The sequence below is a fragment of the Mesorhizobium sp. WSM4822 genome (assembly GCF_055811155.1).
Map to the genome: position 1 here is coordinate 290,896 of NZ_JBVVQM010000007.1, position 13,704 is coordinate 304,599.

Below are 13,704 nucleotides of genomic sequence, written 5' to 3' on the forward strand. Positions count from 1 at the left end.
GGCTCCGGCGTGTAGACAGACCGAGCAATTCGCGGAGGTCGAGATGAACGAGACAGTCAAGGAAAAGGTCTATTCGGAAGCCGAGATCGCCGAGCGGCTTGAGAAGGAGCTGCCAAAATGGCGCTACGAAAACGGCTGGATCCGGCGCAAATACAAGACCCACAGCTGGAAATCGACGCTGATGGTCATCAACACGGTTGGCCATCTCGCCGAGGCGGCGTGGCACCATCCCGATATCACCGCCTCCTATGCCTGGGTCGAGGTGCGCCTGATGAACCACGCGGCGAAAGGCATTACCGACAAGGATTTCGAGTTGGCGAAAAAGATCGAGGATGTTGTCCAGTGGCAGCCGGCCAAGGAAGGCGGGGCACTGGAGGGCACTCCGCTGACCGATCAACGCTTCGCTTATGTCAAATATGACTAGGCAGGGTCGGAATTTGTTGACGCGTATGAAAACATTCGCTGATCCGCTGCAAGGTGGGGTTCACGGCCAATCCAGTTTCGTCTAGGATCGGGCCGGCACCAGAAAGTAGTTTAGCGAATGGCGGTTGCTTGGATCGGCAACCGGGAAGCGCTGATTGAGCGCGCGGCTGCGCATGCCGCGTCGCTACTGTCGTCAAGTCGGTGCCCGGTTTTCAGCTTTGATACGGATATAGACGGCACGAGGGCGGCGATCGCGCTGGCTGAGAGGGCTGGCGCGGCATACGACCACGCCGATGGCGCGGCACTTGCCCGGGAGACTGCGCTTTTTACGGACAAGGGGGCAATGACCGTCGCCCCCGGAGAGACGCGCCGGCGTGCCGATGTCGTGGTGATCGTGGGCGAGCTCCCGCGGATCCATCATGGTCTTGTTGGCGAACTCGCCGGGACGGTTCCCGACCTCTCGACCGTGAACCAGCGCGCGTTCTTCGTGGTAGGCCCGAACGGGATGTCTGTGCCGCCGCTGAACGGCGGGCGCGAGGCAACGCGACTTTCCTGTGGCCAAGCTAGCCTCGCCGCCACGCTGGCGGCACTGAGAGCACAGTACAAAGGGCGGCGTACATCGCAACCGGTGTCGAATTTCAATGATTTCGCCAAAGCTCTGGCGGCCGCGCGTTTTCCCGTGTTCCTGTTTTCAGGCCACGCCGCCGAAGGCCTGGCATTGGAGATGCTGCAAGGACTGATCGCCGATCTCAATCGCAACTCGCGCGCATCCGGCCTTCATCTGCCGGCGAACGAAAACGGCTGGGGTAGCACGCTCGCCTCGGCCTGGATGACAGGTTTTCCGCTGCGCACCGGCTTTGCGCGCGGCTTCCCGGAATTCGATCCCTGGCGCTGCGATGTGGCGCGCATGATCGCTGCCGGCGAAGCCGACCTGCACCTGCGGATCTCCGCCGCAACGGCCCAACCGAAGGAAAAAAAGCGCCGCATGGCACTGATTGCGTTGACGAAAACGCAAGAGCCGGTTGCCGGTGCCGCAGTCACCATCGCCATCGGCGAGGCTGGGCTTGATCACGATGCGGTTGTCTATTCCAGCCGCACGGGCTCGCTCAGGTCGACCGAGGCGCAAGCGGCCTCGCAATTGCCCTCCGCCGCGACGATCATCCGCCTGATCGCTACCCACGCTTTCGCCGAGCCACTGCCATGCTGACGAAAATCGCCGGCGGCGACATCATCGATCCCGTCAACGGCCGTCTCGGCAAAGGCGACCTCTGGATCAAGGACGACAAGATCGTCCCGGCGCCGGCGGGAGGGGCGGCCGACCGGACCATAGAAGCCAGCGGCTGCATCGTGATGGCTGGCGCCATCGACATCCACTCCCACATTGGCGGCGGCAATGTGAACACCGCGCGGCTGCTCTTGCCCGAACAGCATGCCGCCCATCAGTTGCGGCCAGCAATGACGCCGCTCTCCAATGCCGGATGGTCGACGTTCCAGACGGGCTGCCTCTACGCAAAGATGGGCTTTACGACGGTGGTCGAGCCGGCGATGTCGCCGGGAGCGGCGCTTCACACGCATCTCGAACTGGCTGACATCCCGATCATCGACAAGGCAACCCTCGCCATTCTCGGCAATGACGATTTCCTGTTGTCGATGATCCGCGACGACGCCCCCTCGACGATGATCGAGGACTATGTCGCCTGGACGGTCGCTTCGACGCGAGCGCTTGGGGTCAAGGTGATCAACGCCGGTGCGGCGGCCGCGTTCAAGGAGAACGTCCGCACCTTCTCGCTGGACGATGTCGTGCCTTCCTATGGCGTCAGTTCGCGCAAGATCGTCAAGACGCTGCAGGCCGCCGTCGACAGTCTTGGCCTGCCCCATCCCCTGCATGTCCATTGCAACAATCTGGGCAGCCCTGGATCGGCGGATACGGCGGCTGCGACGATCGCAGCGGCGGATGGGCTGCCGCTGCATCTCGCCCACCTCCAGTTCTATGGCTATGGCACGGAAGGAAAACGCGGGTTTTCTTCCGCCGCCGCACGGCTTGCCGAACTGGTCAACGCGACGCCGGAAGTCACCATCGATATCGGCCAGGTCATGTTCGGCCAGACGGTCACGGTCTCCTCCGACGTCATGCGGCAGTTTTCGGCGCGTGGCAGCGCGCACCCGAAAAAGACCGTCATTCATGATGGTGACGGCAATGGCGGCGGCATCGTGCCCTACAGCTATGGCAAGGACTTCTACGGCACGATGCAGTGGGCGATCGGGCTCGAGCTTTTTCTCCTGATCGACGATCCCTGGCGTGTGTTCTTCACCACCGATCATCCCAACGGTGCACCTTTTACCGCTTATCCGGCGCTGTTCGAACTGCTGATGAGCCGGGAAGCGCGCGCCGAAATGACCGCTGGACTTTCACGATCCGCCCTGGCGCTCTCTACCTTGGCCGCAATCGACCGCGAATACACGTTCGAGGAAATCGCCATCATGACGCGCGCGGCGCCGGCCAAGCTGCTCGGCTTGACGGATCGAGGCCATCTCGGCGCCGGTGCAATAGCCGACATCGCTGTCTATCGCAGGGACCGCAGTATCGCCAAAATGCTCGGACAGGCGGCGTATGTTTTCAAGGATGGCGATCTCGTCGTGCAAGACGGGGAAATCATCCATTACCGCTGGGGCAAGGCGTTGAGGCTCAAGCCGCCTGTCGACAAGGCAATGGTGCGACGGCTCGAGGACTATCACCAGCAGCGCTACGGCCTGTCGCTGGACTGGTTCAATTTTCCGGATTCCTCGATTGCGCGCGAACAACCATTCGGCGAGGTGCCATGCCGAACATGAGCGTCAATGGGATGACGATCGACGATACCTTCGCCGAAGCCTTCGGCATGCGCGCGACCGCCATCGTCATCACCGCGCCGAGCCGGAAATGGGCTCGCCAGGCGGCGATCACGATGACCGGCTTCGCCACCTCGGTGATCGGTTGCGGCTGCGAAGCGGCAATCGATCTCGACCTGCCGCCATCGGCCACACCGGATGGCCGGCCGGGCTGCCGCGTCATGATTTTCGCCATGGGAACGGACGAATTGCAGAAGCAACTGCTCAATCGTGTCGGCCAGTGCGTTTTGACCTCGCCGGGTTCCGCCTGCTTTGCCGGGCTGCAGGGCAGCGCCGAGCTCAAGCTCGGTTCGGCGCTGCGTTATTTCGGCGACGGCTGGCAAATCTCCAAGAAGATCGGCGACAGGCATTTCTGGCGTATTCCCGTCATGGATGGCGAGTTCCTGTGCGAAGCAACGACCGGACTGACGAAGGAAGCTGTCGGTGGCGGCAATTTCTTTGTCATGGCGCAAAGCAGCGCCAATGCTTTGGCCGCTGCCGAGGCCGCTGTCGGCGCGATCGACATGGTGCCCGGCGCCATCGTGCCGTTTCCGGGCGGCATTGCCCGTTCGGGTTCCAAGATAGGTGGCAAATACAAGGGCATGATCGCTTCGGCCAACGAAGCCTACGCGCCGACGCTGCGCGGCGTCGTCGCGAGTGAGCTCGGTCCCGACATCAACGCCGTCCTGGAAATCGTCATCGATGGTGAGACCAATGATGCCGTTGCCGCCGCGATGAAGGCCGGCATCAAGGCTGTGATAGAGCTCGGACCGAAAAAAGGCGCGGTTCGGATCAGCGCCGGCAATTACGGCGGCAAGCTCGGGAAATTCATCTACTCGCTGAAGGATATGCTGCCATGAAGGCGCTGACCTTCACCCTGGTTGCCGAGCCGCCGGAGCGCCTTGACCTATCGCCGCTGACGCCGGAGCGGCTGGCCGGGATCGAAAGGCGCGACGTCGAAAGAATCCGGATCGGCATGTCGAAACACGGATCGAAGGTGGGCGACATTTTTCGCGTCGCCGGCAGCGATCCGACAAACATCGTGTTCGAAGGCGGAAGCACGCGCCTTGACCTTGTGGCGCAAGGCATGCGGGGTGGGTCGGTTCGCCTCGTTGGCAATGCGGGCGCCCAGGCCGGGCGCGCCATGCGCGGTGGGGAGCTCACGATCGAAGGCAATGCGGGTCCATACGCCGGCTCCGGCATGCGCGGCGGCAGGCTTGAGATAACAGGCAATGCCGGCGACCACCTCGGTGCGCCGCTCGTCGGGGAACTGGCCGGCATGAACGGCGGGTTGTTGATCGTCAGGGGCAAGGCGGGCGCCTTCGCGGCGGACCGCATGCGGCGCGGCCTGATCGCGGTGCTGAAAGGCTCCGGCGACCATGCCGGCAGCCGCATGATCGCCGGCACCCTGGTGGTGGCCGGTGGCACCGGTGAGATGCCCGGCTATCTGATGCGTCGCGGTTCGATCCTTCTCGATCGCGCGCCGGCACGCATGTCGCCGAGCTTCGTCGAATGCGGCGCGCCCGAGAGCGTTTTCGCCGCCATCATTGATCGTCATCTGATCGCCGAGGGCATTTTGAAACGGTCGCTTCTGGGGAGCGCACCGCGCAAATATGGCGGGGATAACGCAGTGCTCGGAATGGGCGAGGTTCTTTTTCCGCGCTGAGATCCGTCGACACAGGAACCATACGATGGCAGGACGCAAGTGCTGGCCGCTGGGTGGCAGTAGGGGGCGACCGTTATCCGACCCGCAACGTGGAGAACACATGAAAATCATCTCTCAAACGAAAGCCCATGGCGGCGTGCAGGGCGTCTATTCCCATTTGTCGACGAGTTGCCGTTGCGACATGACTTTTGCCGTTTTCATACCTCCGCAGGCGCGGGAAGCGCCTTGTCCCGTTGTGTGGTATCTCTCAGGCCTGACGTGCACCCACGCCAATGTAATGGACAAGGGCGAGTACAGGCGCATGGCCGCCGAGCTTGGCCTGATCGTCGTTTGTCCCGACACCAGCCCGCGCGGGGCCGACATTCCGGATGAAAAAGACAACTGGCAGTTCGGCTCCGGCGCCGGCTTCTATCTCGATGCGACGCAAGAGCCTTATGCGAAGAACTATCGCATGTATTCCTATGTCACCGAGGAGTTGCCTGCCCTCATCGCGGCTGAATTTCCAGCCGATATGGCGCGCCAGGCAATCTTTGGCCATTCGATGGGCGGGCATGGCGCGCTGACGATTGCCTTGAAGAATCCGCAACGTTTCAAGAGCTGCTCGGCGTTCGCCCCGATCGCCCAGCCAAGCACCGCCGGCTGGTCGAGACCGGCTTTTGAGAAATATCTCGGCAAGGATGAGGCCTCGTGGCGAACCTGCGACGCGACGTCGCTCATCGACGACGGATATCGTTTCCCTGAATTTTTGGTGGATCAGGGAACGTCGGATGGATTTCTTGACGACGGGCTGAGGCCTTGGCTGCTTGAGGCGGCCTGCGCCAAAGCGGGTATTCCTTTAAAATTGCGGATGCAGGATGGATACGATCACTCGTATCTTTTCATCTCCAGCTTCATGGACGACCATCTGAGATGGCATGGCGAGAGACTTTGAGCTGGGCAGGCCGAAGGCACGGCCAGATGCAAACAACTTATCGAATCCGACGCCTTACACCGAGGGCGCCGCGCCTGCCGCCGTCAAACGCTAAGCGTTCAGCTCCAACGCGGCCTATGCGAAAGAGCTGAAAGCGGTAGCAAGCCTCGATGAAATCCCGGAGCCACCGTGCGGCGACTGGGGCGAAATGCCTGACGGGATCCAGTATTTCGAGGTGCCGGCGGGTGAGGGGCGCAAGCTGCTATTCGTGGGGCAGGACGAGCCGTTGACGAGCAGACGCTGCGGGTGTTGCCGGCGGGGTAGATGCCGAGAATCCTGATTGCAGGAATTTTATGCCTCTATGTACTCCGCGAGGCTGACACCCTTGGGCACATCCAGCCCATCGGCTCGCAAACCTTCGATGTGAAAGCGTATTGCGTCGCGAATCTCGGTTTCCACTTCAGGCACAGTGGCACCTGTCGCGATGCAGCCGGGTAGGTCCGGCACATAGGCAGAGAAATTACTTCCTGCTTTTTCAATCACCACCGCGTAACGCATGTCATCACTCCTTCAAACCTGACTGCTTGAGGATGCTGTTCAGTGTTCCTGGCGCAACCTCTTCAGACGGCTTGCCAGCCACGGTGACGCGGCCGGCTTTGACTTCATGCTTATATTGGCGATGGCTGCCCTTGGTTGCAACCAGATACCAGCCGTCGGCCTCCAGCAGGCGAATGATCTCGCGAACTGTAAGCCGAGGTGGCACTAGACCTCAGCTACACCCGCTCGTCGAGCCGCACGTATCGCACTTCTCACACGTCCCGTTCCGCACCATCGTAAAGTTCTGGCACTCGGAGCAGGAATTGCCTGTGTAGCCCTGGAGCAGGGACCTTGCGCGGCGGTCGTTGGCGAGTTTCTTGGCTTCCGCCGCCTCGATGGCCGCGGCGTCGGTGAACAGCGCAGCCGTGGTATCGGAAGCAGCACCCACCGCTTCCTCGAAGGCGATGTCTTCGGCCAGTTCCTTTGCGCGCTCCTCATAGTCGCGTTTGTAGGCGACCGCTTCGTCGCTGGCCGGCTTCAGCGCCAGCACGTTGGAGCCGGAGAAGGCGGTCGGTGCCGAGCGGGCAGGGGCGCCCGAGGGGGCCGCAAAGCCTTTCGGATCGTTGCCGCTGACGCGCGACACCAGCTTCACCGGCGAGGCGCCACGGGTCAGGCCCTTGGAAACCGCGTCGGTCTTGCCTTCGCTGATGCCACGGCCAAGTGCGGTGTTGGAAAAGTCCGACTGGTCGACATGGGCGAGGTCGTTGCGGCCGAGATAGGAGATCGCCAGCTCGCGGAACACGTAGTCGAGGATTGATGTTGCGCTCTTGATGGCATCGTTGCCCTGCACCATGCCGGCCGGCTCGAACTTGGTGAAGGTGAAGGCGTGCACATATTCGTCGAGTGGCACGCCATATTGCAGGCCCAGCGAGATTGCGATGGCGAAGTTGTTGAGAAGGCCACGCAAGGTCGCGCCTTCCTTGTTCATGTCGATGAAGATCTCGCCGAGACGGCCATCGTCATATTCGCCGGTGCGCAGGAAGATGGTGTTGCCACCGATCTTGGCCTTCTGCGTGTAACCCTTGCGGCGGCCGGGCAGCTTTTCCTGCTCGCGCGACACGCGCTCGATGATGCGCTCGACGATCCGCTCGGTGATCTGTGCGGCACGTGCTGCCGCAGGTGCGGCGAGCAGTTGCTCGACGGCTTCGTCCTCGTCGTCCTCGCCATCGGCGAGCAGCGAGGAGTTGAGCGGCTGCGACAGCTTCGAGCCGTCGCGGTAGAGCGCGTTGGCCTTCAGCGCCAGCTTCCACGACAGCATGTAGGCGCCCTTGGCGTCTTCCACCGTCGCATCGTTGGGCATGTTGATGGTCTTGGAGATGGCGCCGGAAATGAAGGGCTGTGCAGCCGCCATCATCTGGATGTGGCTGTTGATCGAAAGCGAACGCTTGCCGATCTTGCCGCACGGGCTGGCGCAGTCGAACACCGCCAGGTGTTCGGCCTTGAGGAACGGCGCGCCTTCCAGCGTCATCGCACCGCAGACATGGATGTTGGCGGCCTCGATATCCTTCCGGGAGAAGCCGAGCGCCGGCAGGATCTCGAACGAGAAGTCGTTGAGCTGCTCGTCGGTGAAGCCGAACGTCTCCTTCACCCAGTCGGCGCCAAGCGTCCACTGGTTGAAGACGAACTTGATGTCGAAGGCCGACTTTAGCGCCGCATTGAGCGCGGCGATCTTGTCGTCGGTGAAGCCCTTGGCCTTGAGCGCGCCGGGGTTGATGGCCGGCGCCTGGTTGAGGTTGCCGTGGCCGACCGCATAGGCCTCCATCTCGGCGATCTGGGCTTCGGAGTAGCCAAGCGTGCGCAGCGCTTCCGGCACGGCGCGGTTGATGATCTTGAAATAGCCGCCGCCGGCGAGCTTCTTGAACTTCACCAGCGCGAAGTCGGGCTCGATGCCGGTGGTGTCGCAATCCATGACCAGGCCGATCGTGCCGGTCGGCGCGATGACGGTCGCCTGTGCATTGCGGTAGCCATGCTCCTCGCCGAGCTCGATGGCGCGGTCCCATGCAGCCTTGGCGTGGGTCGCGAGGTCCTGCTGCTTGAGGTCGGAAGCGACCAGCGGCACCGGGTTGACGGCGAGCTTCTCGTAGCCCTGCTTCTCGCCATAGGCGGCACGGCGATGGTTGCGCATGACGCGCAGCATGTTCTGCGCATTGCGGTCGTAGTCGGCGAAGGCGCCGAGTTCGCCGGCCATCTCGGCCGAGGTGGCATAGGCCATGCCGGTCATGATTGCGGTGAGTGCGGCGCAGATGGCGCGGCCTTCATCGGAATCGTAGGGAATGCCCGACGTCATCAGCAGGCCACCGATATTGGCATAGCCGAGGCCGAGCGTGCGGTATTCGTAGGACTGCTTGGCGATCTCCTTCGACGGGAACTGCGCCATCATCACCGAGATTTCGAGAACGATGGTCCACAGCCGCACCGTGTGCTCGTAGGCTGCGATGTCGATCGTGCCGTCGGCGTTGCGGTAAGGCAGCAGATTGATCGAGGCGAGGTTGCAGGCCGTGTCGTCGAGGAACATGTATTCCGAGCACGGGTTGGACGCCCGGATCGCACCGGCCGATGCGCAGGTGTGCCAGTCGTTCATCGTCGTGTTGAAATGCAGGCCCGGATCGGCCGACGCCCAGGCGGCGTAACCGATCTTTTCCCAGAGGTCGCGAGCCTTCAGCGTCTTCAGCACCTTGCCGTCCTTGCGGGCGGTCAGGTGCCAGTCGGCATCGTCCTCGACGGCGCGCAGGAAATTGTCCTTCAGCGACACCGAATTGTTGGAGTTCTGGCCCGAAACCGTGAGGTAGGCATCCGAATCCCAGTCTGTGTCGTAGGTCTTGAACGACATCGAGCTATAGCCCTGCTTGGCGAACTGGATGACGCGGTAGATATAGTTCTCCGGCACGGCGGACTTCTTGGCCGCCTTGATCTCGCGCTTCAGCGCGGAGTTGATCGACGGGTCGAAGCAGTCATCGCCATTGCCTTCGCAGTTGACGCAGGCCTTCATGATCGCTTCGAGATGCTTCTTGACGATCTTCGAGCCGGTCACCAACGAGGCGACCTTCTGCTCTTCATTGACCTTCCAGTCGATGAATTCCTCGATATCGGGGTGGTCGGCGTCGACGATGACCATTTTCGCGGCACGCCGCGTTGTGCCGCCCGACTTGATGGCGCCCGCCGCGCGGTCGCCGATCTTGAGGAAGCTCATCAGGCCCGACGAGCGGCCGCCGCCGGACAGTTTTTCGCCTTCGCCACGCAGCAGCGAGAAGTTGGAGCCGGTGCCGGAGCCGTATTTGAACAGGCGTGCTTCACGCACCCACAGATCCATGATGCCGCCCTCGTTGACGAGGTCGTCCTGTACGCCCTGGATGAAGCAGGCATGCGGCTGCGGATGCTCGTAGGAGGATTTCGACTTGGTCAGCTTGCCGGTGAACGGGTCGACATAGAAGTGGCCCTGGCTCGGGCCGTCGATGCCATAGGCCCAGTGCAGGCCGGTGTTGAACCATTGCGGCGAGTTCGGCGCGACGCGCTGGGTGGCGAGCATGTAGGCAAGCTCGTCGCGGAAAGCGCGCGCGTCTTCCTCCGACCCCTTGAAGTAGCCGCCCTTCCAGCCCCAGTAAGTCCAGGTGCCGGCAAGCCGGTCGAAGACCTGGCGGGCGTCGATCTCGGAACCGTAGCGCTCGGCTTCCGGCAGCTTGGCAAGTTCCGTCTCATCGGCGACGGAGCGCCACAGGAAGGAGGGGACGTCGTTCTCTTCGATCTTCTTCAGGCGCGCCGGCACACCGGCCTTGCGGAAATATTTCTGCGCCAGGATATCGGCTGCGACCTGGGAGAACTGCGCCGGCACGTCGATATTGTCCAAGCGGAACACCACCGAACCATCCGGATTCTTAATCTCCGAAAGCGCCTTGCGGAATTCGATCTCCGCATAGGCAGATTGTCCTGGCTTGGTGAAACGACGCTCGATGCGCATTGGTCCGGTCCCTTTTGTCTATATATAGCGCTTTCCTCCAGGGATTTCTGCCCCCGATGCGAAACGCGCATGTCCGCCGTCTGCCGGGCGTTCGAAAACGGCCGGCTCTCCATTTTCGCGGTCTCCGCCGGCCCTGCTGGTCAAACTCCTTGCGAAGTATCTGTCCAACGCGCCGACGAACCCGCGGGTCCCTCAAAACTGATTTTTCCGATTCCCTCGATCGAGGGAAATTCACACTATCTAGCGTCGAACCTACCTGCAAACACTAAATATAGTATTAACAGACAATTTATTCAAGCCCGACAATTGTCCCTATCGTCCCCAACCGCCCCACAATCCCAACGCTTCCGCCGGCCTCGTAAACGGGCGGAAATGCGAGCAAAAACGCACATAATCCGGGAAAAAAGACCGGGCTCAGAACTTTCCGGTCGCACTCTCAACAGGAGCACATGGCCTATAAAAGGCGACTCGTTTTGCGCCGTCAAGGATTCGTTTGCGTAGCTTTTGTGACCCCAACATCTTGTGTGTCACATATGTGGATAACGGGGATAGAATGCAGGCGCGGATCACGATTTTCCGCGCGCAAGCTTGCCCGGGCGTCAGCCGTAATGCAGCCGGGGCTTTGGCTCGGTGCCGGTGAACTGCACCCCGATACGGTCGTTGCGACGCCAGCGGACCTCGCACCGATAGGCAATGCCGTCGAGCGGCACATAGAGAAGGAACCGATCTGGGACCCGGGCTTCGAGCGGTATCTTCAGTTCGGCGCCGCCGTCGTGCTGGTTGCGCAGCGTGCAACCGACTTCCGAATTCGAAATTCCGGTGATGATCGACCCACCCTTGAGCACGCGCGGACGATGCTCGCGCTGGGGGTCGTCGGACTCGTTTGGAATTGGATTTGCGGGATTCGCCATCGATCAAAAATACCAGAGCTGCCGAATCCTACCCTTGATTCCTTAGCAAAGCATTCATGTCGAAGCGCGGCAACGCGTGTCTAACCTTAGCAAGCCAGTTCCGTTTTGCAAAGAGAGCGGTGTGGCCGCCCGTCAGGAGAAGCTGTGCGGGTCGGCGCAGAAATAGGCGATGATCTGGCAAAGGTCGGGTTCGTTGACCATGCGCACCGCTTCGCTCGCACGGACCCATTTGCGGGTGCGTGAGTGTTTTTCCTTCCAGCGGTCCGCGACTTTGTCGACATGCAGTGGAAACACCAAGACCTCGCACGGCACTTCTTCGCCGGAAGCCAGGACCTTGGCGTAGAAGTAACGGCCGGCTTCAAGATGAGAGACACGGCCGCGCAGCCCGGCCTCCTCGCCGGCTTCGCGCGCCGCGGCCTCGCAGAGCGGCTCCCTGGCCTCTGGCCAGCCCTTGGGCAATACCCAGCGGCCGGTATCGCGGCTGGTGATCAGCATGATTTCGACGCCGTCGCCCGTGTCGCGCCAGGGCAGGGCGGCAACCTGCAGGCGGCACGGCGCCGTGCCGAAGAGCCGTCGGACCCTTTCGGCCAGATGATTGTGTGTCGTTGGCCTCGTCAACATCGAAGAAGCTAGCCCCAGCCTCCGGAATCGTTTGCCGTCTCACGAATCTTACGGCTAATTGTCGGCAATAAAAGTAAAAAATTTCATTCGCCTGGCCGATTTCCGCCAATAGATGTCGATTTCGCAAAATATCCGGCCCTGCCGGACCTGTTTGCGAAAGCAATCATGCCCGGGTGCAAGCTGCTGGTCTGTAACAGGCAGGTAGTTGCGAATCAGCCGGCGTGGTCGTCGGCGATCGGCTTCTGGTAGGTGAAGCCCATGTCCCACGGGAAATAGATCCAGGTGTCCTGGCTGACTTCGGTGACGAAAGTATCGACCAGCGGCCGGCCTTTCGGCTTGGCATAGACGGTGGCGAAATGCGCCTTGGGCATCATCGCGCGCACGATGCCCGCCGTCTTGCCGGTGTCGGTCAGGTCGTCGATGATCAGCACGCCGGCGCCGTCTTCGGCGAGCAGGGCAGGGGTGATCTCCTTGAGGACCTGCAGCTGCCCCTGGCTGGTATAGTCGTGATAGGAGGCGACGCAGACCGTCTCGATGACGCGGATGCCGAGTTCACGCGAGATGATCGCCGCGGGGACCAGCCCGCCTCGCGTGATGCAGACGATCGCTTTCCATTGTCCCTTGTTGGCGCCGGCAAGCCGCCAGGCGAGCGCCCGGGCGTCGCGATGGAATTGGTCCCAGGAGACCGGAAAGGCTTTTTCGGGAAGGGACATGTCGCGCACTCCACAGCACGCGGGGATCGCGCGCAGGAAAACAGGGGAATGCGCGCGGAATTAGCTGGAAAGCCCCCATCTTGGCAAGAGCAAGGGGCCTTGGCAAAGGCAAGGCCCAGCGATCGCTGTGGACCTACCGCGACAGGAACGCCGCCACCGGCGCGGTGCGCAGCACGCTGCGCGTCACGCCGCCGAACAGAAGCTGACGCAGCCATGAGTGGCTGTAGGCGCCGAGCACCAGCAGATCGGCGCCGGTTTCCGCGATTCTGGTCTGGATGATGTCATCGACCGAATTGCCGCCCGACTGCTGCACCGAGACGCTGACGGTGGCGCCGTGGCGCGACAGCGCCGACGCGATTTCGGCGCCGGCGGCCTCCGGGCTGTCGTCGAGCGTTTCAGGAGGGTCGATAACCAATATGTCAGTCTTCTCGGCTTCGATGATGAAGGGCAGCGCGTCGAAGGCGGCCCGCGCCGCTTCCTTGCTGCCGTTCCAGGCGAGCAAGACGCGTTTGAAGGTGGTGATCAGCGGACCCTCGTGCGGCACCACCAGCACCGGCCGGCCGGCATCGTAGACCAGCGTGTCCACGTCCGCGCTGGAATCGCCGCCCGTTTCGCGCTGCGCCGCTATGATCAGGTCGGCGGCCCGCACGCTCGAAATCCCGGTCAGCGCGCTGTCACCCGAAAAGCTCTCCAGGCTTCGCCACTCGAAGGAAAGACCGGAATCCTCGATATGTCTGAGAAACAGCGCCTTTAATTTCTCGGCCCGTTCCCGGTTCATATCTGCCGAAACCTGCAGGAATTCGGTGTCGGGAAAGCCTGTGGCCGAGGTGTACGGCACGGGAAGTGTTTCGGCATGGATGCCGACCAGATGGCTCTGGAACCGGGTGGCGAGCGGAATGGCGCAGTCGAGCACGCGCTCGGCGTCCTGCTCGTTCTGCAGAATGGCGACGATGGTTTTGAATCGCATGACAATCCCTCGATTTACGAGCTGGTGAACTCGTGCCGGGGAAACGTTGCAGCGTCGTGCTTTGTTCCGGTCT

Annotated in this window: 13 protein-coding genes; 6 read left to right on the top strand and 7 right to left on the bottom strand. The window is 61.9% G+C overall.

Annotated features, from left to right (window positions below; all coding sequences use genetic code 11):
• Positions 1–43 precede the first annotated feature (43 nt).
• From AC0L3E_RS18410 to fghA, 6 genes are all read left to right on the top strand, one after another.
• Entirely contained in the window at positions 44–424 is a 381-nt protein-coding gene (locus tag AC0L3E_RS18410; RefSeq protein ID WP_027036898.1) for a 4a-hydroxytetrahydrobiopterin dehydratase, read from the top strand.
• A gap of 117 nt (positions 425–541) precedes the next feature.
• Positions 542–1,630 (top strand): molybdopterin-binding domain-containing protein, encoded by a 1,089-nt coding sequence (locus AC0L3E_RS18415; RefSeq protein ID WP_027036897.1) that lies wholly within the window; start codon positions 542–544, stop codon positions 1,628–1,630.
• Positions 1,624–3,255: a formylmethanofuran dehydrogenase subunit A gene (locus tag AC0L3E_RS18420; RefSeq protein WP_473605305.1), complete on the top strand. Its 1,632-nt coding sequence runs from the start codon at positions 1,624–1,626 to the stop codon at positions 3,253–3,255. The genes AC0L3E_RS18415 and AC0L3E_RS18420 overlap by 7 nt, the downstream gene beginning before the upstream one ends.
• Positions 3,243–4,151 carry a formylmethanofuran--tetrahydromethanopterin N-formyltransferase gene (gene fhcD, locus AC0L3E_RS18425; protein WP_473605306.1) on the top strand — a complete coding sequence of 303 codons (909 nt, stop codon included), beginning with the start codon at positions 3,243–3,245 and terminating at the stop codon, positions 4,149–4,151. Before AC0L3E_RS18420 ends, fhcD begins: the two co-directional genes overlap by 13 nt.
• Positions 4,148–4,957 (top strand): formylmethanofuran dehydrogenase subunit C, encoded by an 810-nt coding sequence (locus tag AC0L3E_RS18430; protein WP_473605307.1) that lies wholly within the window; start codon positions 4,148–4,150, stop codon positions 4,955–4,957. Before fhcD ends, AC0L3E_RS18430 begins: the two co-directional genes overlap by 4 nt.
• Before the next feature lie 100 nt (positions 4,958–5,057).
• On the top strand, positions 5,058–5,888 hold the full coding sequence (gene fghA / locus AC0L3E_RS18435; RefSeq protein ID WP_473605353.1) for an S-formylglutathione hydrolase: 831 nt from the start codon (positions 5,058–5,060) through the stop codon (positions 5,886–5,888).
• Positions 5,889–6,218: 330 nt separating this feature from the next.
• On the opposite strand, the gene AC0L3E_RS18440 is transcribed toward fghA, so the two are convergent.
• The 7 genes from AC0L3E_RS18440 to AC0L3E_RS18470 all read right to left on the bottom strand — a co-directional run bounded on the left by AC0L3E_RS18440 (position 6,219) and on the right by AC0L3E_RS18470 (position 13,631).
• Positions 6,219–6,425: a type II toxin-antitoxin system HicB family antitoxin gene (locus tag AC0L3E_RS18440; RefSeq protein ID WP_027036892.1), complete on the bottom strand. Its 207-nt coding sequence runs from the start codon at positions 6,423–6,425 to the stop codon at positions 6,219–6,221.
• A 4-nt stretch (positions 6,426–6,429) separates the two neighbouring features.
• Positions 6,430–6,630, bottom strand: coding sequence for a type II toxin-antitoxin system HicA family toxin (locus AC0L3E_RS18445; protein WP_013532021.1), 201 nt, complete (start codon positions 6,628–6,630; stop codon positions 6,430–6,432).
• A gap of 6 nt (positions 6,631–6,636) precedes the next feature.
• Positions 6,637–10,419, bottom strand: a complete 3,783-nt coding sequence (locus AC0L3E_RS18450; protein ID WP_473605308.1) for a vitamin B12-dependent ribonucleotide reductase — start codon at positions 10,417–10,419, stop codon at positions 6,637–6,639.
• Positions 10,420–11,018: 599 nt separating this feature from the next.
• Complete coding sequence (locus tag AC0L3E_RS18455; protein WP_127322526.1) at positions 11,019–11,330, bottom strand: PilZ domain-containing protein; 312 nt, start codon at positions 11,328–11,330, stop codon at positions 11,019–11,021.
• Between the two features lie 132 nt (positions 11,331–11,462).
• Positions 11,463–11,951: an NUDIX hydrolase gene (locus AC0L3E_RS18460; protein ID WP_023810435.1), complete on the bottom strand. Its 489-nt coding sequence runs from the start codon at positions 11,949–11,951 to the stop codon at positions 11,463–11,465.
• 212 nt (positions 11,952–12,163) lie between these two features.
• A complete protein-coding gene (gene gpt, locus AC0L3E_RS18465) occupies positions 12,164–12,664 on the bottom strand; it encodes a xanthine phosphoribosyltransferase (protein ID WP_057145797.1) in 501 nt (166 codons plus the stop codon).
• A gap of 133 nt (positions 12,665–12,797) precedes the next feature.
• Positions 12,798–13,631: a universal stress protein gene (locus tag AC0L3E_RS18470; protein WP_127272270.1), complete on the bottom strand. Its 834-nt coding sequence runs from the start codon at positions 13,629–13,631 to the stop codon at positions 12,798–12,800.
• Positions 13,632–13,704: the final 73 nt, after the last annotated feature.